This is a genomic window from Tepidimonas sp., assembly GCF_046292505.1.
Lineage (GTDB): Bacteria > Pseudomonadota > Gammaproteobacteria > Burkholderiales > Burkholderiaceae_C > Tepidimonas.
The window spans coordinates 60,460-82,397 of record NZ_JBKBQX010000007.1; the positions used below are offsets into that span (position 1 = coordinate 60,460).

The following is a 21,938-nucleotide window of genomic DNA, read 5'->3' on the forward strand; positions in this document are numbered from 1 at the left end:
GCAGCGTAAGGGGAACGCTGCCATTTCAACGCATATTATCGCATTGCAGCCGGCCAGCGAGCCGGCGGGCCGGCCGCGCGCGAGCGCCGGCCGGCAAACGGGTGCCTCAGGCCAGGTAGGGCTCGACGAAGGCGGTGAGTTGCGCTTTGCTCAGCGCGCCCACCTTGGTGGCGGCCAGCTGGCCGTCCTTGAAGAGCATCAGCGTGGGGATGCCGCGGATGCCGTATTGCGCGGGGACCGCCCGGTTCTCGTCCACGTTGACTTTGGCGATCTGCAGCTTGCCCTGGTAGGCACCGGCCACTTCGTCCAGAATCGGGGCGATCATGCGGCACGGCCCGCACCACTCGGCCCAGAAGTCGACCAGCACCGGCGTCGCCGACTGGAGCACGTCGGCTTCGAAGGTGGCATCGGTCACGTGTTTGATCAGATCGCTCGCCATGGTGGATGGGCCTCGGGTCGTCTTGTTCGCGTCAACGGAATACAGGGGGTGACGAGCCTTGACCCCGGCACTGGCTACACGGTTAGGGCTGCTTGGTTCCCCACCTGACCCGGTTGGCCGCTTCACCATGCGGGAAGGCCCGTCACCTCGCATTGTATGCGACCGCTAGAATCCCCGCATGTCGTATCTGGTCCTGGCCCGCAAATACCGTCCCAAGACGTTTGCCGAGATGGTGGGGCAGGAGCACGTGGTGCAGGCGCTGGGCAATGCGCTGCGTGCACGCCGGCTGCACCACGCCTATTTGTTCACGGGCACGCGGGGGGTGGGCAAGACCACGGTTTCCCGCATCCTGGCCAAGTCGCTCAACTGCACGGGGCCGGACGGGCAGGGCGACATCACCGATGCACCGTGCGGTGTCTGCGACGCCTGCCGCGAGATCGACGCAGGTCGCTTCGTGGACTACACGGAGCTGGACGCCGCCTCCAACCGCGGCGTGGACGAGGTGCAGATGCTGCTGGAGCAGGCGGTCTACAAGCCGGTGCAGGGGCGCTTCAAGGTCTTCATGATCGACGAAGTGCACATGCTGACGAACACCGCCTTCAACGCCATGTTGAAGACGCTGGAGGAACCGCCGGAGTACCTGAAGTTCGTGCTGGCCACGACCGACCCGCAGAAGGTCCCGGTGACGGTGTTGAGCCGCTGCCTGCAGTTCAACCTGCGGCCGATGGCGCCGGCCACCGTGGCCGAGCACCTGCAGCGCGTGCTGGAGGTGGAGGGCATCGCCGCGGAGGCGCAGGCCATTCGCCTGCTGTCGCGCGCCGCCCGTGGATCCATGCGCGATGCCTTGAGCCTGACGGATCAGGCGATTGCGTTCGGCGGGGGGCGTCTGGATGAGGCCGGGGTACGCCAGATGCTCGGCGTGGTGGACCGCGACCCCGTGTATGGGCTGCTGGAGGCTTTGGCGGGCCGAGACGCGCGGGCGTTGGTGGCCGCCGTGGAGGACATGCGCCACAACGGCGTGGCGCCCGCTGCGACGCTCGAGGAACTGGTCGCCGCACTGCAGCGCATGGCGGTGCTGCAATGGACGGGCTCGGCGGGGAGCGATGAGCCGCCGGAGCCGCGTTTGGCGGCGCTGGCATCGGCTCTGCCCCCCGACATCACGCAATTGCTCTACAGCCTGTGTCTGCACGGGCGTGGCGAATTGGGTCTCGCGCCCGACGAATATGCCGCGCTGACCATGGTGCTGCTGCGGGCGCTCACCTTTTGGGGCGATGGGCCGAGTGGACAGCGGTCGGGGTCGGTGGCCGGGCCGCTCGAAGGGGTCTCCCCGGCCGTGCCGGAAAAAAAAACGCCGGAGAGTCCGCCTCCACCGCCGCCTAAATCGCCTTCACCTCTGCCCGCGCTCAATCCGCTATCGCCACCGCCAGCGGCGCCGCTAGCGGATACGACGACGCCCGCGCCGGCGCAGCCGATCGCCGAACCATCTGCGGACGTTCCGCCCGCAGCGGAAACGGCAGCGTCCCCGTCGGCCGCGTGCGCTGCCGATGTCGAGGTCACGCTCGATGGCGCCCTCGCCGACGAGTGGGCGCGTGTGGTCGAAGCGTTGGAGGCGGCTGGACGTGTGCAGGCCCTGGCGCGCGAGCTGGCCTTGCAAGCCGAGCTGGTCGAGCGCAGCGCCGAGGGCTGGCGCCTGCGCGTGCCGCGCACCACCCTGGCCCAGGACACTCCGCGTGAGCGCCTGCGTGCCGCCCTGGCCGAGCATTTGGGGGTGGGGGAGGGCTGGCGCTTGGTCGTGGAGGTGGGGCCGGCTCCGGACTCCCCGGCCGAACGGCGGGCAGCGGCGCGCCGTGCCCGACAGGCCGCAGCCGAAGCCGAGATTTTGTCCGACCCCTTCGTCCAGGCCATGATGCGCGAGTACGGAGCCACCATCGTCCCTGGTAGCATCCAGCCCGTCGATGGCGCTGCCGCCATCTGAAACCGTATTCACGAAAGTCGCCAACCATGTTCAATAAAGGACAACTCGCGGGCCTGATGAAGCAGGCCCAGGCCATGCAGGACAACCTCAAACGCGCGCAGGAGGAGCTGGCCCAGCTGGAGGTCACCGGCGAATCCGGCGCGGGGCTCGTCAAGGTGGTCATGACGGGCAAGCACGACGTCAAGCGCGTCACCATCGACCCCAGTCTGCTGACCGATGACAAGGACATGCTCGAAGATCTGGTAGCGGCCGCCTTCAACGCTGCCGTGCGCAAGGTCGAAGAGACCACGCAGGAGCGTATGGCCAAGGTCACGGCCGGCATGCCGGGGCTGCCGGGGGGCATGAAGTTTCCCTTCTGACGGCGCCATTGGTTCGAACTCCGTTCCCCACGGCCCCGTCGGCCTCACGGCGGCTCGATCGGCTCGTGCAGGCGTTGCAACGCCTGCCCGGCGTGGGGGCGCGGTCGGCCTCGCGCATGGCGTACCACCTGCTGCAGCATGACCGCGACGGTGCGCTGCAACTGGCGCAGGCCCTGCAGGCGGCGGCCGAAGGCATTCGACACTGTGCGCTGTGCCACACCTTTTCCGAAGAGGAGGTGTGTCCCACGTGCGCCGATCCGTCCCGCGACGCTGGCCTGCTCTGCGTGGTGGAGACGCCGGCCGACCAGGCGGCGCTGGAGCGCACCGGGGTGTATCGCGGCCGCTACTTCGTGCTGATGGGGCGTCTCAGCCCGCTGGATGGCATCGGTCCCGATCACATCGGTGTGCGTCCACTGTTGGAGCGCCTGCAGGCGCAGCCGCCGGTTCGCGAGGTGATTCTGGCCACCAACTTCACTGCCGAAGGCGAAGCCACCGCGCATGTCGTGGGAGAACTGACGCGGGCCCTGGGCCTGAAGGCCACGCGACTGGCGCGCGGGGTGCCCGTTGGCAGCGAGCTGGAGTACGTGGACCTGGGCACCATCGCCCACGCGCTGGCGGATCGGCGCTGATCCGGTGCCGGGCTCGGCGTCGTTCGGGTCTTCCCGCATGGGGCAGATCCCGATGGCTGCCGCGCATGGGGCGACGTACGCTGTCGCCAACGGCCCGCACGGGCGGTGACAAGGCGACGGGGATGGACAGGCGGCGGTGCTTGCGCATGGGGGCGATGGCGGCGGTGGTCGCCGCCGCCGCGGTGCGCGTGCGGGCGGCGTCGCTGCATCCGGTCACGATCCAGTGGCAGGCCGACGCGCCTTTGAAGGTTTTGCCGGTGCGGCTGGCGCAGCGTCTGGGGTATTTCGCCGCCGAGGGCGTGCCGGTGGCATTCGAGCCCTGGAGCGAGCGGCCGCCGCAGATCCTGCCTGGGGCTCGCCTGCCCGTGCGCGTGACCGCAGCGGGCTTCGACACCGTGCTGCGGCAACATTGGCAAGGACAGCCGGAGCTGGTGTTTCTGGCCCTGGCGCGGACGCCGCAATTGGGCTTCGGCCTGCGGCACCCGTTGCGGGCCGGCGTGGAGCTGTCCCAGCAATTGCAGCAGGCCCGTATCGGGGTGCCGCAGACGAACCGTCTGGCCCAACGGATTGCGTGGTTGGTGCTACAGGCCCATGGGGCCCAGCCGCGCGCCTCGCAGTTCGTTGCCTTGCCCACGGCGCAGCACGCGCAGGCCGCGTTTCTGCTCGGCGAGGTGGACGCCGTCTGCGTGGGCGACCCGCTGTTGACGGGCCTGCAACGCCGGGGGGCCATCCGCGTCGTGACGGATACCCGCCACTTGAGTGAGAGCCTGCGTCTGCTCGGCGGCCCCGTGCTGTGCGCGGGGTTGAGCACCCCGGCAGCCTTGGTGGAATCGCACGCGGCCGAACTGCAGGCCGTTGGCCGGGCTGTCCAGCGGGCGTTGCGCTGGTTGCAAACGGCCGGGCCGGTGGACCTGGCCCCGCATGCCGACCTTGCCGGGTTTGCTGGCGACCCGGGGGCGTTTCTGTCCGTCATCATGCACACCCGGGAGTCGTTTGCCGTGGATGCCGCGGTGGACGAACGCGCCATCCACAACGTTTTGCGGATCTTGCGCCTATTGCCGCAGGGGCACCAGTACGACGCTATCGAGCCGACACGCCTCTACACCACGCGATTGGTTTCTGCGGGCTGAAAAGCGTACCGCCGCGCCGCTCGGATGGACGCGCGGGTGATAATTGCTGCCGTGTCCGCACCATCCTCCGCCTCCGATCCGTCCCCGCAACCCGATCTGTTCGCCGCTTTGCCCACAGGGGGAACGGCCGATGCCGAATGGCAGCGTGCCGAGGCCTTGCGCCGCGCCCTCCATCACCATGCGTGGCGCTACTATGTGCTCGACGACCCCGAAATCCCGGACGTCGAGTACGACCGTCTGTTTGCCGAGTTGCAGGCCATCGAGGCACGGCACCCCGATTGGATCACGCCCGATTCGCCCACCCAACGCGTTGGCGGGCGCCCGCTGGAAGGCTTTATGCCGGTGCGCCACACGGTGCCAATGCTCAGCATTCGCACCGAAACCGATACCGAGGCGGGCGCGGCCCTGGCCTTCGACGCCCGTATCCGCAAAGAGCTGGCGTTGGGCCCGGACGATCCGCCGGTGGTGTACGTGGCCGAGCCGAAGTTCGACGGTCTGGCGATCGGGCTGCTGTATGAGCACGGTCTGCTGGTGCGCGCAGCGACACGCGGCGATGGCGAAACCGGCGAGGACGTAACGCAAAACATCCGCACCATCGGCCAGATTCCGCTGCGCCTGCGGGGGGCGGGGGCCGACATCGCGCGGTTGGAAGTTCGCGGTGAGGTGTACATGCGGCGTGACGATTTCGAGGCGCTCAACGAACGCCAGCGGGCCCGGGGCGACAAAACGTTTGTCAACCCGCGCAATGCCGCTGCCGGTGCCGTGCGCCAGTTGGATCCGGCCGTCACGGCGTCGCGCCCGCTCAGTTTTTTTGCCTATGGCGTGGGGGAATGGCCCGCGGCCTTGGGCAATGGTCCCGAGGAGGCGACCCACTGGCAGGTGCTGCAGGCCCTGCGCGACTGGGGTTTTCCCGTGTCGGATCTGGTGCGGCGTTGCGAAGGGGGCGAGGCCCTGGCGGCCTACCACCGCGACATCGGGGCACGCCGTGATGCGCTGCCCTTTGACATCGATGGCGTCGTGTACAAGGTGGATCGGCTGGACTGGCAGCGCACCCTGGGCTTCGTGACGCGCGAGCCGCGCTGGGCGATCGCGCACAAGTTCCCCGCGCAGGAGCAGCTCACCCGGGTGCTGGCGATCGACGTGCAGGTGGGGCGCACGGGCAAGCTCACGCCCGTGGCCAAGCTGGAGCCGGTGTTCGTCGGTGGGGTGACCGTGACCCATGCGACGCTGCACAACGCCGACGAGGTGGCGCGCAAGGACGTGCGGGTGGGCGATACCGTGATCGTGCGCCGCGCGGGCGACGTGATCCCGGAAGTGGTGGCGGTGGCGCCGCCCCTGCCGCAGCCGCGCGGCGAACCCTTCGTCATGCCGTCGGCCTGCCCCGTCTGCGGCAGCGCCGTGGTGCGCGAGGCGGACGAGGTCGACCACCGCTGCTCGGGGGGGCTGTACTGTCCCGCCCAGCGCAAGCAGGCGATCCTGCACTTTGCGCAGCGCCGGGCGATGGACATCGAGGGTCTGGGCGAGAAGCTGGTCGATCAGCTGGTGGACGGCAACATCGTGCGCGGTGTGGCGGACCTGTACCGGCTGGGTCTGTCGTCACTGGTCGGGCTGGATCGCATGGCGGACAAATCCGCCTCCAATGTGCTGGCAGCCATCGAGGCGTCCAAGTCCACGACGCTGGCGCGGTTTCTGTTTGGCCTGGGCATCCGCCATGTCGGCGAGAGTACGGCCCGCGATCTGGCCCGCCACTTTGGGCGGCTGGATGCCATCATGGATGCGTCGGTGGATGAGCTGCTGCGCGTGCCGGACGTGGGGCCAGTGGTGGCGAACAGCATCCACACCTTTTTTGCGCAGCCACACAACCGCGAGGTGGTGGAGCAGTTGCGCGCCAGCGGCGTGCACTGGCCCGAGTACGATGGCGAGGCCCGGGCCGAACCCCTGCCGCTGAGCGGCAAGACCTTCGTACTGACCGGTACCTTGCCCACCCTGACGCGCGAGGAAGCCAAGGTCCGCATCGAGGCGGCGGGCGGCAAAGTGGCGGGTTCGGTCAGCCGCAAGACCGACTGGGTGGTGGCGGGCGAAGCCGCGGGCAGCAAGCTCGACAAGGCGCGGGAACTGGGCGTGGCGATCCTCGACGAAGCCGGCCTGATCGCCTTGCTGGACGCTCACGGTGCCGTCAGTCCCGGAACCGGTAATGATCCCGGTTGAGGACCGCCGCCACCGCCGTCACCTCCTCCGGCCACATCTGCAGGTTGAGTGCACTGTTGCACTGCTCCACCATGCCGCGCAACAGGCCGGGAGTGTTGATGCGGCCGAGCGGGCGGTAGATGCCGCTGCCATCCCCGCCCACCTTCTCGGTGTGGCACTGGGCGCAGCGGTGCTGGCGGATGAGCTGCTCGCCTGCGGCCAGATCGGCGCCGCGAAAAATCGCAGGGATTTCGCCGCGGCTGAGCGTCGGCATCAACAGCACCAACCCTGCGATCAGGGGCCAAGCGTGTGAAAGGGCCATGCCGCACCTCCTTGCGACGGCACTATAAATCCAGCGCTCAGGTTTCGTCCAGCACCGCCAGCAGATCCTGCGTCAACAGAGCCTGCTCGCGGTGGACGTGGAGGGCGGGGCCGGAGATGACAAAGGTGTCCTCCACCCGCTCCCCCAGCGTCGTGACCTTGGCGAGCTGCAGTTGCACCCGGTGGCGGGCAAACACGCCCGCGATGCGGTAGAGCAGCCCCTTGCGGTCGCTGGCCGAGAGGCTCAGCAGCCAGCGCTGGCCCCGCTCGTCGGGCTGCAGCTGCACGCGCGGCACGACCGGAAAGCTGCGCACACGGCGCGAGACGCGGCCGCGCCCCGGCGGGGGCAGCGGCGTGGCTGGGTCCAGCGCGCGCGGCAGCCCGCTTTCGACCATCCCCACCAGCTCCCGGTAGTGTTCGGAAAGGGTTTCCGTCGCCACCTGAAAGGTGTCGAGCGCGCGTCCATCGCCCGTGGTGTGGATTTTGGCATCCAGGATGGAAAAGCCGGCCTGATCGAAATAGCCGCAAATGCGGGCGAACAGATCGGGCTGGTCGTCGGTGTAGACGAGCACCTGCAGACCCTCGCCGGCGGGGGACAGGCGGGCGCGCACCAGGGTGAGCGCGGCCCCCGGCGCGGCCTGCGCCAGGGCGCGCGACAGGTGGCGTGTGTGCCAGGCGATCTCGTCGGCGCTGTGGCGCATGAAGTAGCCGACATCCAGCCGCGACCACAGCGCCTGGTGGGCCTGGTGCGGCAGCGCGTGCAGGGCCAGCAGCGCGAGCGCTTCGCGCTTGCGGGCTTCGATTTCGGCGTGGGGATCCGGCGATCCACCGCCCAGCGCGCGCAGGGTCGCGCGGTAGAGGTCCTCCAGCAGCTTGGCTTTCCAGCCGTTCCAGACCTTGGGGCTGGTGCCGCGGATGTCGGCCACGGTCAGCAAGTACAGGCCCGTGAGGCGACGCTCGTCACCCACGCGCCGGGCAAAAGCGCGAATGACATCCGGATCGCTGATGTCCTCCTTCTGGGCCACCTGGCTCATGGTCAGATGCTCGGCGACCAGAAAGCGGATCAGCGCGGCATCCTCGCGACCGATGCCGTGTTGGCGCGCGAAGGTGAGCACGTCCCGCGCGCCCAGCACGGAATGGTCGCCGCCCCGGCCCTTGCCGATGTCGTGGAACAGCGCCGCGACGTACAGCACCCACGGCTTGTCCCACCCGGCGGCGAGCTGGGAACAAAATGGGTACTCGTGCGCATGCTCGGGGATGAAAAAGCGCCGCATGTTGCGCAGCACCATCAGGATGTGCTGATCCACGGTGTAGACGTGGAACAGGTCGTGCTGCATCTGGCCGACCGTGTTGCGAAACGGCCACAGGTAGCGCCCCAGCACCGAGGTCTGGTTCATCAGCCGAAACGCGTGCGTGATGCCCTGCGGCTGCTGCAGCATCTGCACGAAGGTGCGGCGGTTGACCGGATCGCGCCGGAACGCCGCATTCATGATGGGGCGGGCGTTGTACAAGGCCCGCAGCGTGCGCGCGGACAAGCCCTTGATGCCCGGGATTTGCTGATACAGCAAAAAGGTTTCCAGGATGGCGTGCGGCTGCTGCAGGTACAGGTCGTCGCTGGCCACCTCCAGCAAGCCGCCCTTGTCCAGAAAGCGTGGATTGAGCGGGCGCGGGGGCTCCACCCCGTGCTCGTCACGCTCCAGACGCTCCTGGATGTTGAGCAGCAGAATCTGGTTGAGCTGCGTCACCGCTTTGGCTGCCCAGTAGTAGCGCCGCATGAGCCGCTCGCTGGCCTTGCGCGCGCGCCGCGCCGACTGCTCACGGCTGCCGTCGCCCGTGCCCTCCGCCTCGATGCCAAAGGAGGCCGCCAGCGCGGTCTGCAGATCGAACACCAGGCGGTCCTCGCGCCGCTGGGCCAGGGTGTGCAGGCGGGCGCGGATGAGGCTCAGCAGCGCCTCGTTGGCTTTGAGCTGGCGCGCCTCACGTGCCGTGGCCAGCCCGCGGCGTGCGAGTTCCCCCCAAGTGTGGCCGAAGCCGGCGGCCTTGGCCACCCACAGGATCACCTGCAGGTCGCGCAGCCCGCCCGGCGATTCCTTGCAATTGGGCTCCAGCGCGTAGGGGGTGTTTTCGTAGCGCTGGTGGCGCTGCTGCATTTCGAACTGCTTGGCGCGGCAAAAGGCCAGCGGGTCGATCTGTTCGTCCAGCGCTCGGCCCAGCGCGACGAAGCGCCGTCGGTCCCCGGCCAGCCAGCGGCTTTCCAGCAGCGCAGTCTGCACCGAGATATCGGCGGCTGCCTCCTGCAGGCATTCGGCCACCGTCCGCACGCTGGAGCCGATTTCCAGTCCAACGTCCCAGCAATGGCCAATGAAACGCTCCAGGGCGGCCTTGAGCGCTGCATCCGCCTCGGCCCGCACGCCGTCGGGCAGCAGCACGAGCACATCGACGTCGGAGTAAGGGAACAGCTCGCCCCGTCCGTAGCCGCCTACGGCGACCAATGCCAGTGTTCCGGGCAACCCGGATGATCCCCACAGCGTGCGCAGCGTCTCGTCCGTCAAGCGGCTGAGCCGTCGCAGCAGGGCGCGCACGCCGCGCGAGCGGCCGCTCAAGCCCTCGATGGCATGCAGCACACCGCGCTTGGCGTCGCGGTAGTGTTGCCGCAGCGCAGCGATGTCCAGGTTTTCGGCAGGGAGGGGGCAGGGTGGGGCAGGCATGGCTCGGTCACAAGCAAGACCGGTGCCAGATACGGCCTCAAGCGGTACCCTCGAGCGGCGGCGTCAAGCCGTTGCTGGGCTGGCCGTTGCCGCGACGAAGGGGGGTGGCGCCGGCATACCGGCCGATCGGGTCAGAACCTCGTAGCCGCTCTCGGTACACAGTACGGTGTGCTCCCATTGCGCGGACAGCGAGCGGTCTTTGGTGATGATGGTCCAGCCGTCGCCCATCTCGCGGATCTCGCGCCGACCCTGGTTGATCATGGGTTCGATGGTGAACGTCATGCCGGGCCGGATTTCCATCCCCGTGCCCGGGCGACCATAGTGCAGCACCTGTGGATCCTCGTGGAAGCGCCGGCCGATGCCGTGGCCGCAGAACTCCCGCACCACGCTGTAGCCCGCGTCCTCGGCATAGGTCTGGATCGCGTGCCCGATGTCGCCCAGGCGCACACCGGGGCGAACCAGCTCGATGCCTTTCCACATGGCTTCGTAGGTCACCTGGCACAACCGCCGCGCGTGGGGGGGCACCTCACCGACCAGAAACATGCGGCTCGTGTCGCCGTGCCAGCCGTCTTTGATGACGGTGACGTCGATGTTGACGATGTCGCCTTTCTTGAGCGGCTTGTCGTTGGGGATGCCGTGGCAGACGACGTGGTTGACCGAGGTGCAGATGCTCTTGGGGTAGGGTTGGTAGCCGCTGGGCGCGTAGTTCAGCGGTGCGGGAATGGCCTGCTGGACGTTCACGATGTAGTCGTGCGCCAGGCGGTCCAGCTCGTTGGTGGTGACACCCGGCCGCACGTGCGGTGCCAGGTAGTCGAGCACCTCCGCCGCCAGGCGTCCGGCGGTGCGCATGCCCTCGATGCCTGCGGCGTCCTTGATGGTGGCTGTCATGTCGTGAATCGTGCGTGTGCGGCTGGCCCGTCCGGAGGGGCTCGAACCCCCGACCCACGGCTTAGAAGGCCGTTGCTCTATCCAGCTGAGCTACGGACGGCAGGGGTGTGTTCGTGGTCGGAGCGAAAGGATTCGAACCTTCGACCCTCTGCTCCCAAAGCAGATGCGCTACCAGACTGCGCTACGCTCCGACATCAGCGTGATTGTACCTGCGGGCGGGCCGTGGCCAGGGTTGAGAGGCCACGCTGCACCGCGGGGCGCGCGGCGATGCGGTCCAGCCAAGCCTGCACCGCAGGGTAGTCGGAGAGCACCACGCCCTGGTTTTGCCAGACGCGCACCCAGGGGAAAGTGGCTACGTCCGCGACGCTGTAGCCGCGTCCGCCGAGCCAGGGGCTGCTTTGCAGACGGCGCTCCATCACGCCGTACAGGCGTCGCGCCTCGTTGGTGTAGCGGTCGATGGCGTAGTCGATTTTTTGCGGTGCGTACATCCGAAAATGGTGCGCCTGGCCCAGCATGGGGCCGACGCCGCCGACCTGAAACATCAGCCACTGCAGCACCTCCCAGCGCTGACGATCGCCTTTGGGCAGCAGCTTGCCGGTTTTGCTGGCCAGATAGAGCAGAATCGCGCCGGACTCGAACAGCGCGATCGGCTTGCCGTCCGGGCCGTGGGGGTCGACGATGGCGGGGATTTTGTTGTTGGGGCTGATGCGCAGAAAGTCGGGGGCGAACTGCTCGCCCTTGCCGATGTCCACGGGGTGTACCCGCCAGTCGCGCCCCAGGCGCAAGCCGCACTCCTCGAGTGCGATGTGAACCTTGTGGCCATTGGGTGTGGGCCAGGAATAGACGTCGATCATGGCAGCCGTGGGTGGGTGGAGGGAGTGCGAATTCTGACCTAGGGTGGTAGAATAATCGTCTCACGACCGAATGGGCGGGTGCACACCGGCCCATTTTTTTTGGTCGAACGCGATCGAGCGCGGTCAAGAGCGATCAGGCATCGGCAGGTGCCGACACGAAAGGCGAAAACGGGACGCATGAGCTGGCAGCAGGTGGTGGAGCAGACGGTGGTCGGGCTCGGGTATGAGTTGGTGGATCTGGAGCGGTCCGCCGGCGGCTTGCTGCGCGTGACCATCGATTGGCCCTGGGATGCGACGCAGGCGCAGGTCCGCTTCATTACCGTCGAGGACTGCGAGCGCGTGACGCGGCAGCTTCAGTATGTCTTGGAGGTCGAGGCCGTGGACTATCGTCGCCTCGAGGTGGGGTCGCCCGGTATCGACCGCCCGCTGCGCCACGCCCGCGATTACGAGCGCTTCGTCGGCGAAATCGTTGATGTCACCCTGCGCGCGCCCATCGGGGCGGCCGGCGGGGGCGCGGTGGCGCCGGGGCGCAAAAAGTTTCGCGGCGTCTTGCGCCGTGGCGAGGCGCCCGGGGCGTGGCAGCTCGAACTGGTCGAGGACGCCCCCGTCAAATCCGCAGCCAAACCCGCAGCCAAGCCGACGCGCCGTGCCGCCGAGCCGGCGCCCGTGCAGGTGCTTGGCTTCACGCTCGACGAGGTGCGCGAGGCGCGGCTGGCGCCGATCGTGGATTTCAAGGGGCGTCGCCTGCGCGGCGCCGCCGATGACGCATAAAGAGTACGCAGGCAGTGAAAGGCAGGCCAGAGCAATGAACCGCGAAATGTTGATGTTGATCGATGCCATCTCGCGCGAGAAGAACGTGGAGCCGCGCGTCGTGCTGGGCGCCGTGGAATCCGCGCTGGCGTCGGCCACCAAAAAGCTGCTGGGCGGCGAGGTGGATGTGCGGGTGTCGATCGACCCCGACACCGGCGCTTACAAAACCTTCCAGCGCTGGAAGGTGGTGCCGGACGAGGCCGGTCTGCAAAACCCGGATGCCGAGGAGCTGTACTCGGACGCTGTGGAGGACCACCCCGGTATCCAGGTGGGCGAATTCATCGAAAAGCCGATCGAGAGCGTGCCGATTGGCCGCATCGGCGCGATGGCGGCCAAGCAGGTGATCCTGCAAAAGATCCGCGACGCCGAGCGCGAGATGCTGCTCAACGATTTTCTGTCGCGCGGCGACAAGATCTTCGTGGGCACCGTCAAGCGGCTGGACAAGGGCGATGTGATCGTCGAGAGCGGTCGGGTCGAAGGGCGACTCAAGCGCAGCGAGATGATCCCGAAGGAAAACTTCCGCTCGGGTGACCGTGTGCGTGCCCTCATCATCGAGGTGGACCCCACCCTGCGCGGCGCGCCCATTCTGCTGTCCCGCGCCAGCCCCGATTTCATGATCGAACTGTTCCGCCAGGAGGTGCCCGAGATCGAGCAGGGCCTGCTGGAGATCAAGGCCTGCGCCCGCGATCCGGGCAGCCGGGCCAAGATCGCCGTGCTCTCGCACGATCGCCGCATCGATCCCATCGGCACCTGTGTCGGGGTGCGCGGCTCGCGCGTCAACGCCGTGACCAACGAGTTGTCCGGCGAGCGCGTGGACATCGTGTTGTGGAGCGACGATCCGGCCCAGTTCGTGATCGGCGCGTTGGCGCCGGCCAATGTGCAGTCCATCGTCGTCGATGAAGAGCGGCATGCGATGGATGTGGTCGTCGATGAGGAAAACCTGGCCATCGCCATCGGCCGCGGTGGGCAGAACGTCCGGCTGGCGTCCGACCTGACGGGCTGGAAGATCAACATCATGACGGCCGAGGAATCGGCCGAGAAGCAGGCCCAGGAGCGCCAGGCGCTGCGCGAGCTGTTCATGAGCAAGCTCGACGTCGACGAAGAGATCGCCGATATCCTGATCGAGGAAGGCTTCACCAGCCTCGAGGAAGTGGCCTATGTGCCGCTGCAAGAGATGCTGGAGATCGAGGCCTTCGACGAGGATACCGTCAACGAGCTTCGCGCCCGCGCCAAGGACGCGCTGCTGACGATGGAGATCGCCAAGGAGGAAAGCGTCGAGGAGGTGTCGCAGGACCTGCGCGATCTGGACGGCTTGACCACCGACCTGATCGCCAAGCTGGCCGATGCCGGTGTGCACACGCTCGACGACCTGGCCGATCTGGCCGTCGACGAATTGGTCGAGATCACGGGACAGAGCCGCGAGGAAGCGACGGCCCTGATCATGAAAGCGCGCGAACATTGGTTCGCCGGCGATGCGTCGTCCGCGCGTTCGTGAACAGCCCCGCCGAGGAGAAGGACACCGTATGTCGAGTAACACCGTCGCCGAATTCGCCGCCGAACTGAACAAACCCGTCTCGCTGCTGCTGGAGCAATTCGTCGCCGCTGGCGTGGACAAGCAAGCCGGCAGCGACCCGGTCACCGAGGCGGACAAGCAGCGCCTGCTTGCCCACCTCAAGGCCGCCCACGGCACGCTGGGGCAGGAGCGGCGCAAGATCACACTGACCAAGCGCTCGACCACCGAGATCAAGCAGGCCGACGCCTCGGGCCGTGCGCGCACCATCCAGGTGGAAGTGCGCAAGAAGCGTACCTTCGTCAAGCGCGATGACGAGGCCGAGCAGCAGCGTGCCAGCGACGCCGCCGCCCAGGCCGAGGAAGCGGCACAGGCGGCCGAACTGGCCCGACTGGAAGAAGAGGCGCGGCTGCAGGCGGAGCGGCTGCGCCAGGAAGAGGAAGAACTCGCCCGCAAGCGCCGCGAGCGCGAAGAGGCCGAGGCACGCGCCGCCGAAGAGGCCCGGTTGGCCCGCGAAGCGGCCGAAGCCCGTGCCCGGGCCGAGCGCGAGGCGGCGGCCCAGAAGGCCCGCGCCGAAGCCGTCGTCGCCACGACTGGCGAGGCGGCCGCCGACGAGCCCGCGGCCCCGGCCCAACCGGCGGCCGATGACGCGGCGCGCGCGGCGGCCGAGCGCGCCGAGGCCGAGCAGGCGGAACAGGCGCGCCGAGTGGCGCAGCAAGCTGCCGAGAAGGCCGCCGAAAAAGCGGCCGAGGAAGCCCGCGTGCGCGAAATCGAAGAGCGTCGCCGCAAGGCGCTGGCCGAGGCCGAAGCCATCCGCGCCATGATGGCCCAGCCGCGCAAGGTGCTGGTGGCGAAGAAGCCCGAGGAACCCAAGCCCGCGGCGGAAGCCAAACCGGGCATCAAGGGCACACTGCACAAGCCCGCCGGCACGCCGGCGCGCCCGCCCGCCGGCGCACCGGCGGCGCCTGCGGCCAAGAAAGAGGTCAAATCCGAGGCGCTGTCGTCGTCGTGGAAGGACGAGGCCGGCAAGAAGAAGGAACTCAAGACGCGCGGCGACAGCGGCCCGGCACGCTCGGGCAGCAACTGGCGCGCTGGTCCGAAGGGCAAGCCGGGGCGTGGCGGACGGGACGAGCGCGGCGCCTCTGCCGCCCCGGTCAGCGAGCAGCGCGTCATCGAAGTCCACGTGCCCGAGACCATCACGGTGGCCGAACTGGCCCACAAGATGGCGCTCAAGGCGTCCGAGGTCATCAAGCAGCTCATGAAGCTGGGCCAGTTGGTGACCATCAACCAGTCGCTGGACCAGGACACGGCGATGATCGTCGTCGAGGAGCTGGGCCACAAGGCGGTGGCCGCCGCCCTGGACGATCCGGAGGCGTTCTCGGAAGAGGAAGCGGTGCTGTACCAGGGCGAGGAGAAGACCCGCCCGCCGGTCGTTACGGTCATGGGCCACGTCGACCACGGCAAGACCTCGCTGCTGGACTACATCCGCCGCGCCAAAGTCGCCGCGGGCGAGGCCGGCGGCATCACCCAGCACATTGGTGCCTACCACGTCGAGACGCCGCGCGGGGTCATCACCTTCCTCGACACGCCGGGTCACGAGGCGTTCACGGCGATGCGTGCCCGCGGTGCGCAGGCCACCGACATCGTCATCCTGGTGGTGGCGGCGGACGATGGCGTCATGCCGCAGACCCGCGAGGCGATCAAGCACGCCAAGGCGGCCGGGGTGCCGATCGTGGTGGCGCTGACCAAGATCGACAAACCCGACGCCAACCCCGAAAAGGTCAAGCAGGAGCTGGTGGCCGAGGAGGTGGTGCCGGAGGAGTATGGCGGCGATTCGCCTTTCATCGGCGTGTCGTCCAAGACGGGCCAGGGCATCGACGAGCTGCTGGAGAACGTCCTGCTGCAGGCCGAGGTGCTGGAGTTGAAGGCCCCGGTGGACGCCAAGGCCAAGGGCCTGGTCATCGAGGCGCGGCTGGACAAGGGTCGCGGCCCCGTCGCGACGGCGCTGGTGCAGTCCGGCACGCTGCGTGTCGGCGACGTGGTGCTGGCCGGCCAGACCTATGGTCGTGTGCGCGCCATGCTCGACGAGGCCGGCCGTCCGGTCAAGGAAGCCGGGCCGTCCATTCCGGTGGAGATCCAGGGCCTGGCCGAGGTTCCGCTGGCGGGCGACGACTTCATGGTGATGGCCGATGAGCGCCGCGCGCGCGAAATCGCCACCTACCGCGCCGGCAAGTACCGCAGCACCAAGCTGGCCAAGCAGCAGGCGGCCAAGCTGGAGAACATGTTCGCCGAGATGGCGGCGGGCGAGGTCAAGACCCTGCCCATCATCATCAAGGCGGATGTGCAGGGCTCGCAAGAAGCGCTGTCGGCCGCGCTGCTCAAGCTCTCCACCGACGAGGTGCGGGTACAGCTCGTTTACGCGGGTGTGGGCGGCATCAGCGAATCCGACGTCAACCTGGCGATTGCCTCCAAGGCCATCATCATCGGCTTCAACACCCGTGCCGACGCCAATGCGCGCAAGGTGGCCGAGGCCAGCGATGTCGAGATCCGCTACTACAACATCATCTACGACGCGGTGGACGACCTGAAGGCTGCGATGGCCGGTTTGCTGGCGCCCGAGAAGCGCGAGGAGGTCATCGGCATGGCTGAGATCCGCAGCGTCTTCGTTGCCTCCAAGATCGGCACCGTGGCGGGCTGTATGGTCACGCAAGGGCACGTCACGCGCAGCGCGCATTTCCGCCTTCTGCGCGACAACGTGGTCATCTACACCGGCGAGCTGGAGTCACTCAAGCGCTTCAAGGATGACGTGCGCGAGGTCAAGGAAGGCTTCGAGTGCGGCATCAAGCTCAAGAACTACAACGACATCCAGGAAGGGGATCAGTTGGAGTTCTTCGAGATCAAGGAAGTCGCGCGCACGCTCTAAGAGACCCGCATGGCGACGAGAAAGGCATCCAACCGCGGCCTGAAGGTGGCCGACCAAATCCAGCGCGACCTGAGCGAGCTGATCCCGCGCGAGCTCAAGGATCCGCGTCTGGGTATGGTCACCATCCAAGCCGTCGAGGTGTCGCCCGACTATGCGCACGCGAAGGTGTACTTCAGCGTGCTGGTTGGCGACCCGCAAGCAAGCCAGGACGCGCTCAACCAGGGTGCAGGCTTTTTGCGCAATGCCTTGTTCAAGCGGCTGCACATCCACACGGTGCCGACGCTGCACTTCGTCTATGACCGCTCAATCGAGCGGGCGGCGGACATGAACGCCCTGATCGCCAAGGCGGTCGCCTCGCGCGGCAAGGACGAGGACGCGACATGACGGCCGAGCCCCGTGCACGGGTGCCGCGGCGCCCCGTGCATGGGGTGCTGCTGCTGGACAAGCCTGTCGGTTTGTCGGCGCAGGCGGCGGTGTCCAAGGTCAAATGGCTGTTCGCGGCCGAAAAGGCCGGCCACACCGGAACGCTGGATCCGCTGGCCAGCGGGCTGCTGCCGGTGTGCCTGGGCGCGGCCACCAAGTTTGCGCAGGTGCAACTGGAGGCCGACAAGGCCTACCAGGCCGTGCTGCGCCTGGGTGTGCGCACCACCACCGGCGATGCCGAGGGCGAGGTGATCGCCACCGCGCCGGTGGACGCGGCCCGGCTGACCCCCTCGCGGCTGGCCGAACTGGCGCGCCGCTTCACCGGCGTGATCGAGCAGATTCCGCCGATGCACAGTGCCCTCAAAAAGGACGGCAAGGCGCTGTACGAATATGCGCGCGCGGGCATCGAGGTCGAGCGCGCGCCGCGCCGCGTGACGATCCACGCGTTGACGCTGGAGCCGATGCCCGACGACCCCGTCGCGCTGCGCCTGCAGGTGCGCTGCAGCAAGGGCACCTATGTGCGCACGTTGGCCGAGGACATCGGCGCGGCCCTCGGCTGTGGCGCCCACCTGACGGCGCTGCGGCGAACCGCCACCGGGGCGCTGACGCTGCTGCAGGCGATCACGCTGGATGCGCTGGAAGCCCTATCACCGCCAGAGCGCCTGCGCCGCGTTCTGCCGCCCGAGGCCTTGCTGGAGGGCGTGCCGCGCGTCGTGTTGGATGAGCGCGAGGCAGGCCGTTTTCTGAGCGGTTTGCGTCGCCGCGGCCCGTGGCCGCCCGCCGAACTCGTCGCCGTGTTTGGCGACCGCCCGCGCGCCTTGCTGGGCACGGCCCGCTGTGCGGGGGGCGAATTGATTCCGGCGCGCCTGCTCGCGCCCACCGAAGTTTCCCAATATCTGCAACAGGCTGCACCATGACCTCCCGTCCCCCGATTCGCAACATCGCGATCATCGCCCACGTCGACCACGGCAAGACGACCATGGTCGATCAATTGCTGCGCCAGTCCGGTACTTTTGCCGCCCACGAGAAGGTGGAGGACACGGTGATGGACAGCAATGCGCTCGAACGCGAGCGCGGCATCACCATCCTCGCCAAGAACTGTGCCGTGCGCTGGAACGGCACGCACATCAACATTGTGGACACGCCGGGTCACGCGGACTTTGGCGGCGAGGTCGAGCGCGCGCTGTCCATGGTGGATGGCGTGCTGCTGCTGATCGATGCCCAGGAAGGGCCGATGCCGCAAACGCGCTTCGTGACCAAGAAGGCGCTGGCGCTGGGCCTCAAGCCCATCGTGGTGGTCAACAAGGTGGACAAGCCCGGAGCCAATTGCGACAAGGTGATCAACGCCGCGTTCGACCTGTTCGACAAGCTGGGGGCGACCGATGAGCAGTTGGATTTTCCCGTCGTGTATGCCTCGGGCATCAACGGCTGGTCGTCGCTGACCGAGGGCGCGCCCGGCGAGCGCTGGGGGCCGGACATGTCCGCACTGTTCGAGACCATCCTCAAGCATGTGCCCGCCCACGAGGGCGATCCTGCCGCGCCGCTGCAGTTGCAGATTTCGGCGCTGGACTACAACAGCTTCGTGGGCCGCATCGGTGTGGGCCGCATCAATGCCGGGACGCTGCGGCCGGCGATGGAGGTGCTGGTCATGGAGGGGCCGGATGGACGGCAGTTCAAGGGCCGCATCAACCAGGTGCACAAGTTTCAGGGGCTGGACCGGGTGCAGGTGAGCGAAGCGGGCCCGGGCGACATCGTGCTGATCAATGGCATCGACGAGATCGGCATCGGGGTGACGGTCACCGATATCGCCAACCCGCAGCCGCTGCCCATGCTCAAGATCGACGAGCCGACGCTGACGATGAATTTTTGCGTCAACACCTCGCCGCTGGCGGGGCGCGAGGGCAAGTTCGTCACCAGCCGGCAGATCTGGGACCGGCTGCAAAAGGAGCTGCAATCCAACGTGGCGCTGCGCGTGCGCGAGACGGGCGAGGATGGGGTATTCGAGGTCTCGGGCCGGGGCGAACTGCACCTGACCATCCTGCTGGAGAACATGCGCCGCGAGGGCTACGAGCTGGCCGTGAGCAAGCCGCGCGTCGTGTTCAAGGAGATCGACGGCGTGCGGTGCGAGCCGATCGAGCTGGTGACCTGCGACGTCGAGGAGCAGCATCAGGGCGGCGTGATGCAGGCGTTGGGCGAGCGCAAGGGCGAGCTGGTGAACATGGAACCCGACGGCCGCGGCCGCGTGCGGCTGGAGTACCGCATCCCGGCGCGGGGGCTGATCGGTTTTTCCAACGAATTCCTCAACCTGACGCGCGGCTCGGGCCTGATCTCCAACATCTTCGATGGCTACGAGCCGCACAAAGGCGACATCGGCGGGCGCAAAAACGGGGTGTTGATCTCCATGGATGACGGCGAGATCTTCACCTATGCGCTGGGCAAGCTGGACGATCGCGGCCGCATGTTCGTCAAGGCCGGCGATCCGGTGTACGAGGGCATGATCGTCGGCGTGCACAACCGCGACAACGACCTGGTGGTCAATGCGACGCGCACCAAGCAGCTGACCAACTTCCGTGTCTCGGGCAAGGAGGATGCGATCAAGATCACCCCGCCCATCGAGCTGACGCTGGAGTACGCGGTCGAGTTCATCGAGGATGACGAGCTGGTGGAAATCACCCCGAAGAGCATCCGCCTGCGCAAGCGTTACCTGAAGGAGCACGAGCGCAAGCGCGCCGCGCGGGAAGGCGCATGACATTGCGCCATGGGCAGGCCGTCGCCCTGATGGTGGCGGTGACGTTCCTGTGGGCGACGGCGGGCGTGGTCACGCGCCAGCTCGAGCAGGCGCAGGCGTTCGAGATCACTTTCTGGCGCAGCGCGTTTACCGCGCTGTCGCTGGCGCTGATCTTGCCCCTATGGCAGGGGCGCGGTGTGTGGCGCCGGATGCTCACCAGCGGCCGGGCCCTGTGGTGGTCGGGTGTGTGTTGGGCGGTCATGTTCACCGCTTTCATGATCGCGCTGGCGCTGACCAGCGTGGCCAACGTGCTGATCACGCTGGCGGCCGGGCCGCTGCTGACGGCGCTCATCTCGCGCCTGTTCTTCGGGCAGCGGCTGGCGCGTCAGACTTGGGCGGCCATCGTGGTGGCGGGTTTGGGCATCGCGTGGATGTTTGCACGCCAACTGGGCGAGGGCGGCTGGTTAGGCAGTGTCGTGGCGCTGGGCGCCCCGCTGGGCGGCGCCTTCAACTGGAATCTGGTGCAGCGCAGTCAGCGCGAGGGGCACGGGGTGGACTTGGTACCCGCCGTGTTGGTGGGCGCCGCCTTGTCGGCGGCGGTGACGCTGCCGCTGGCCTGGCCCCTGCGGGCCAGCGCGCACGACGTGGCGTGGCTGGCAGGGCTGGGTGTGTGGCAATTGGCCATTCCCTGCGTGCTGGCCGTCGTTTGCGCGCGTGTGCTCAAGCCCACCGAGGTTTCGATGCTGGCCTTGCTGGAGGTGCTCTTTGGCATTGCGCTGGCGTGGCTGGGCGCCGGTGAGGTACCCTCGCCGGCCGTCTGGCAAGGCGGCGCCCTGGTGCTGGGCGCATTGCTGACCCACCTGTGGTTGACCCAACGGAAGGAGACACTCCCATGACCGCGCACTGGAGCGATTTCGTCCACATCGAACGCACGCCCAACGGCGTCGGGCGCATCACCCTCGACCGGCCCAAGGCCCTCAATGCCCTGGATTTGGGCATGATCCGGGCGCTTGCCGAGGCGTTGCTCGCCTGGCGCGATGACCCTGCCGTGGTGGCGGTGGCGATTCGGGGCACCTCCAAAGAGGGGCCGTTCGGTGCCTTCTGCGCGGGCGGGGACATCCGCTTCTTTCATCAAGCCGCGCTGTCGGGCGATCCGCGGCTGGAGGACTTCTTTACCGAGGAATATGCCCTCAACCACCTGATCTTCACCTACCCCAAGCCGTATATCGCTTTCATGGACGGCGTCGTCATGGGCGGCGGCATGGGCATCAGCCAGGGCGGGCGTTGCCGCGTCGTCACCGAGCGGACCAAGATGGCTATGCCCGAGACCAACATCGGGCTGTTTCCGGACGTCGGCGGGGGGTATTTCCTGAGCCGCTGTCCGGGTCACGTCGGGGAGTATCTGGGGCTGACCGGGGTGGTCGTCGGGGCGGAGGCGGCGCTGGCCTGGGGCCTGGCCGATGTGGTTGCCACGGCGGCCGATCTGCCGCGCGCCTGGGACGCACTCGCCACTGTGCAGGCGGACAGCCCCGAGGCGTTCGAGGCCGCCTGGCGCAACTGGACAGCGCAGGCCGGCTGGCGCAGCGCGGGATCGCGCACTGTGGCACCGCTGCCGCCCGAGGTGGATGCGGCCTTTGGCGCCGACAGTGTTGCGGGCATCGTGCAGGGGCTGCAGGCGGCCGGCACGGATGCGGCCGCACAGGCCCTGGCCACGCTGCGCCTGCGCAGCCCGCTGATGCTGCATGTGGTGCTGGAACATGTGCGGCGCGCGCGGGGCTTGACCCTGGCCGAGGATCTGCGCCTGGAGCGGGACCTGGTGCGGCATTGCTTCCATCCCCGCCATCTGGGGCGCTCGCCCGCCGAAGGGGAAACGGTCGAGGGCATCCGCGCCCTGGCGGTGGACAAAGACCAGCAGCCGCGCTGGAACCCGGCGCGCATCGAGGACGTCACGGCCGCGATGGTGGCGCCGTTTTTCGACAGCCCCTGGCCCGCGCACGCGCATCCGCTTGGGCATTTGCGCTGATCATTCCCCCGCCCTTCGGCGGCCAGGGTCG

Annotated in this window: 18 protein-coding genes, 2 tRNA genes and 1 other RNA gene; 13 read left to right on the forward strand and 8 right to left on the reverse strand. The window is 68.0% G+C overall.

Annotated elements, in window-relative coordinates:
* Nucleotides 1-106: 106 nt before the first annotated feature.
* Nucleotides 107-439 (reverse strand): thioredoxin TrxA, encoded by a 333-nt coding sequence (gene trxA / locus ACK4TH_RS05365; RefSeq protein ID WP_409623618.1) that lies wholly within the window; start codon nucleotides 437-439, stop codon nucleotides 107-109.
* Nucleotides 440-486: 47 nt separating this feature from the next.
* An RNA gene (gene ffs / locus ACK4TH_RS05370) (signal recognition particle sRNA small type) lies at nucleotides 487-583 on the reverse strand.
* Nucleotides 584-617: 34 nt separating this feature from the next.
* Between ffs and dnaX the strand changes: the two genes are divergently transcribed.
* From dnaX to ligA, 5 genes are all read left to right on the forward strand, one after another.
* Nucleotides 618-2,414: a DNA polymerase III subunit gamma/tau gene (gene dnaX, locus ACK4TH_RS05375; RefSeq protein WP_409623620.1), complete on the forward strand. Its 1,797-nt coding sequence runs from the start codon at nucleotides 618-620 to the stop codon at nucleotides 2,412-2,414.
* Between the two features lie 26 nt (nucleotides 2,415-2,440).
* Nucleotides 2,441-2,773 carry a YbaB/EbfC family nucleoid-associated protein gene (locus ACK4TH_RS05380; protein ID WP_409623622.1) on the forward strand — a complete coding sequence of 111 codons (333 nt, stop codon included), beginning with the start codon at nucleotides 2,441-2,443 and terminating at the stop codon, nucleotides 2,771-2,773.
* A gap of 8 nt (nucleotides 2,774-2,781) precedes the next feature.
* Nucleotides 2,782-3,402, forward strand: coding sequence for a recombination mediator RecR (recR, locus tag ACK4TH_RS05385; protein WP_409623624.1), 621 nt, complete (start codon nucleotides 2,782-2,784; stop codon nucleotides 3,400-3,402).
* Between the two features lie 65 nt (nucleotides 3,403-3,467).
* On the forward strand, nucleotides 3,468-4,532 hold the full coding sequence (locus ACK4TH_RS05390; protein ID WP_409623626.1) for an ABC transporter substrate-binding protein: 1,065 nt from the start codon (nucleotides 3,468-3,470) through the stop codon (nucleotides 4,530-4,532).
* Between the two features lie 51 nt (nucleotides 4,533-4,583).
* Nucleotides 4,584-6,740 (forward strand): NAD-dependent DNA ligase LigA, encoded by a 2,157-nt coding sequence (gene ligA, locus ACK4TH_RS05395; protein WP_409623628.1) that lies wholly within the window; start codon nucleotides 4,584-4,586, stop codon nucleotides 6,738-6,740.
* Here ligA and ACK4TH_RS05400 read toward each other — a convergent pair.
* From ACK4TH_RS05400 to ACK4TH_RS05425, 6 genes are all read right to left on the reverse strand, one after another.
* A complete protein-coding gene (locus ACK4TH_RS05400; RefSeq protein ID WP_409623630.1) occupies nucleotides 6,709-7,041 on the reverse strand; it encodes a hypothetical protein in 333 nt (110 codons plus the stop codon). The two genes, ligA and ACK4TH_RS05400, sit on opposite strands and share 32 nt — an antisense overlap.
* 37 nt (nucleotides 7,042-7,078) lie before the next feature.
* Nucleotides 7,079-9,748, reverse strand: a complete 2,670-nt coding sequence (locus tag ACK4TH_RS05405) for a [protein-PII] uridylyltransferase (RefSeq protein WP_409623632.1) — start codon at nucleotides 9,746-9,748, stop codon at nucleotides 7,079-7,081.
* Nucleotides 9,749-9,811: 63 nt separating this feature from the next.
* Nucleotides 9,812-10,636, reverse strand: coding sequence for a type I methionyl aminopeptidase (gene map / locus ACK4TH_RS05410; RefSeq protein ID WP_409623634.1), 825 nt, complete (start codon nucleotides 10,634-10,636; stop codon nucleotides 9,812-9,814).
* A 23-nt stretch (nucleotides 10,637-10,659) separates the two neighbouring features.
* Nucleotides 10,660-10,736: transfer RNA gene (locus ACK4TH_RS05415), tRNA-Arg, on the reverse strand.
* Nucleotides 10,737-10,750: 14 nt separating this feature from the next.
* A tRNA-Pro gene (locus tag ACK4TH_RS05420) sits at nucleotides 10,751-10,827 on the reverse strand.
* A 3-nt stretch (nucleotides 10,828-10,830) separates the two neighbouring features.
* The gene (locus tag ACK4TH_RS05425; protein ID WP_409623636.1) at nucleotides 10,831-11,490 is read right to left on the reverse strand and encodes a glutathione binding-like protein; all 660 of its coding nucleotides are present in this window, start codon (nucleotides 11,488-11,490) and stop codon (nucleotides 10,831-10,833) included.
* Between the two features lie 177 nt (nucleotides 11,491-11,667).
* On the opposite strand from ACK4TH_RS05425, the gene rimP reads away from it, so the two are divergent.
* The 8 genes from rimP to ACK4TH_RS05465 are packed head-to-tail and all read left to right on the forward strand — an operon-like array spanning nucleotide 11,668 to nucleotide 21,907.
* Nucleotides 11,668-12,261, forward strand: a complete 594-nt coding sequence (gene rimP, locus ACK4TH_RS05430) for a ribosome maturation factor RimP (RefSeq protein ID WP_409623638.1) — start codon at nucleotides 11,668-11,670, stop codon at nucleotides 12,259-12,261.
* Between the two features lie 34 nt (nucleotides 12,262-12,295).
* Entirely contained in the window at nucleotides 12,296-13,795 is a 1,500-nt protein-coding gene (nusA, locus tag ACK4TH_RS05435; RefSeq protein ID WP_409623640.1) for a transcription termination factor NusA, read from the forward strand.
* A gap of 28 nt (nucleotides 13,796-13,823) precedes the next feature.
* Nucleotides 13,824-16,733 (forward strand): translation initiation factor IF-2, encoded by a 2,910-nt coding sequence (gene infB, locus ACK4TH_RS05440; RefSeq protein WP_409623642.1) that lies wholly within the window; start codon nucleotides 13,824-13,826, stop codon nucleotides 16,731-16,733.
* Between the two features lie 9 nt (nucleotides 16,734-16,742).
* A complete protein-coding gene (gene rbfA / locus ACK4TH_RS05445; protein WP_409623644.1) occupies nucleotides 16,743-17,117 on the forward strand; it encodes a 30S ribosome-binding factor RbfA in 375 nt (124 codons plus the stop codon).
* Complete coding sequence (gene truB / locus ACK4TH_RS05450) at nucleotides 17,114-18,073, forward strand: tRNA pseudouridine(55) synthase TruB (RefSeq protein ID WP_409623646.1); 960 nt, start codon at nucleotides 17,114-17,116, stop codon at nucleotides 18,071-18,073. Before rbfA ends, truB begins: the two co-directional genes overlap by 4 nt.
* A complete protein-coding gene (typA, locus tag ACK4TH_RS05455; protein ID WP_409623648.1) occupies nucleotides 18,070-19,905 on the forward strand; it encodes a translational GTPase TypA in 1,836 nt (611 codons plus the stop codon). Before truB ends, typA begins: the two co-directional genes overlap by 4 nt.
* A complete protein-coding gene (locus ACK4TH_RS05460; protein ID WP_409623650.1) occupies nucleotides 19,902-20,780 on the forward strand; it encodes a DMT family transporter in 879 nt (292 codons plus the stop codon). The genes typA and ACK4TH_RS05460 overlap by 4 nt, the downstream gene beginning before the upstream one ends.
* A complete protein-coding gene (locus tag ACK4TH_RS05465) occupies nucleotides 20,777-21,907 on the forward strand; it encodes an enoyl-CoA hydratase/isomerase family protein (RefSeq protein ID WP_409623652.1) in 1,131 nt (376 codons plus the stop codon). The genes ACK4TH_RS05460 and ACK4TH_RS05465 overlap by 4 nt, the downstream gene beginning before the upstream one ends.
* Nucleotides 21,908-21,938: the final 31 nt, after the last annotated feature.

Excerpts from the sequence above, each read along its gene's own strand:
- trxA (WP_409623618.1), bottom strand. The coding sequence starts at position 439 with ATGGCGAGCGATCTGATCAAACACGTGACCGATGCCACCTTCGAAGCC.
- dnaX (WP_409623620.1), top strand. The coding sequence starts at position 618 with ATGTCGTATCTGGTCCTGGCCCGCAAATACCGTCCCAAGACGTTTGCC.
- ACK4TH_RS05380 (WP_409623622.1), top strand. The coding sequence starts at position 2,441 with ATGTTCAATAAAGGACAACTCGCGGGCCTGATGAAGCAGGCCCAGGCC.
- ACK4TH_RS05390 (WP_409623626.1), top strand. The coding sequence starts at position 3,468 with ATGGGGCGACGTACGCTGTCGCCAACGGCCCGCACGGGCGGTGACAAG.
- ACK4TH_RS05400 (WP_409623630.1), bottom strand. The coding sequence starts at position 7,041 with ATGGCCCTTTCACACGCTTGGCCCCTGATCGCAGGGTTGGTGCTGTTG.
- ACK4TH_RS05405 (WP_409623632.1), bottom strand. The coding sequence starts at position 9,748 with ATGCCTGCCCCACCCTGCCCCCTCCCTGCCGAAAACCTGGACATCGCT.
- map (WP_409623634.1), bottom strand. The coding sequence starts at position 10,636 with ATGACAGCCACCATCAAGGACGCCGCAGGCATCGAGGGCATGCGCACC.
- ACK4TH_RS05425 (WP_409623636.1), bottom strand. The coding sequence starts at position 11,490 with ATGATCGACGTCTATTCCTGGCCCACACCCAATGGCCACAAGGTTCAC.
- rimP (WP_409623638.1), top strand. The coding sequence starts at position 11,668 with ATGAGCTGGCAGCAGGTGGTGGAGCAGACGGTGGTCGGGCTCGGGTAT.
- nusA (WP_409623640.1), top strand. The coding sequence starts at position 12,296 with ATGAACCGCGAAATGTTGATGTTGATCGATGCCATCTCGCGCGAGAAG.
- infB (WP_409623642.1), top strand. The coding sequence starts at position 13,824 with ATGTCGAGTAACACCGTCGCCGAATTCGCCGCCGAACTGAACAAACCC.
- rbfA (WP_409623644.1), top strand. The coding sequence starts at position 16,743 with ATGGCGACGAGAAAGGCATCCAACCGCGGCCTGAAGGTGGCCGACCAA.
- truB (WP_409623646.1), top strand. The coding sequence starts at position 17,114 with ATGACGGCCGAGCCCCGTGCACGGGTGCCGCGGCGCCCCGTGCATGGG.
- typA (WP_409623648.1), top strand. The coding sequence starts at position 18,070 with ATGACCTCCCGTCCCCCGATTCGCAACATCGCGATCATCGCCCACGTC.
- ACK4TH_RS05460 (WP_409623650.1), top strand. The coding sequence starts at position 19,902 with ATGACATTGCGCCATGGGCAGGCCGTCGCCCTGATGGTGGCGGTGACG.
- ACK4TH_RS05465 (WP_409623652.1), top strand. The coding sequence starts at position 20,777 with ATGACCGCGCACTGGAGCGATTTCGTCCACATCGAACGCACGCCCAAC.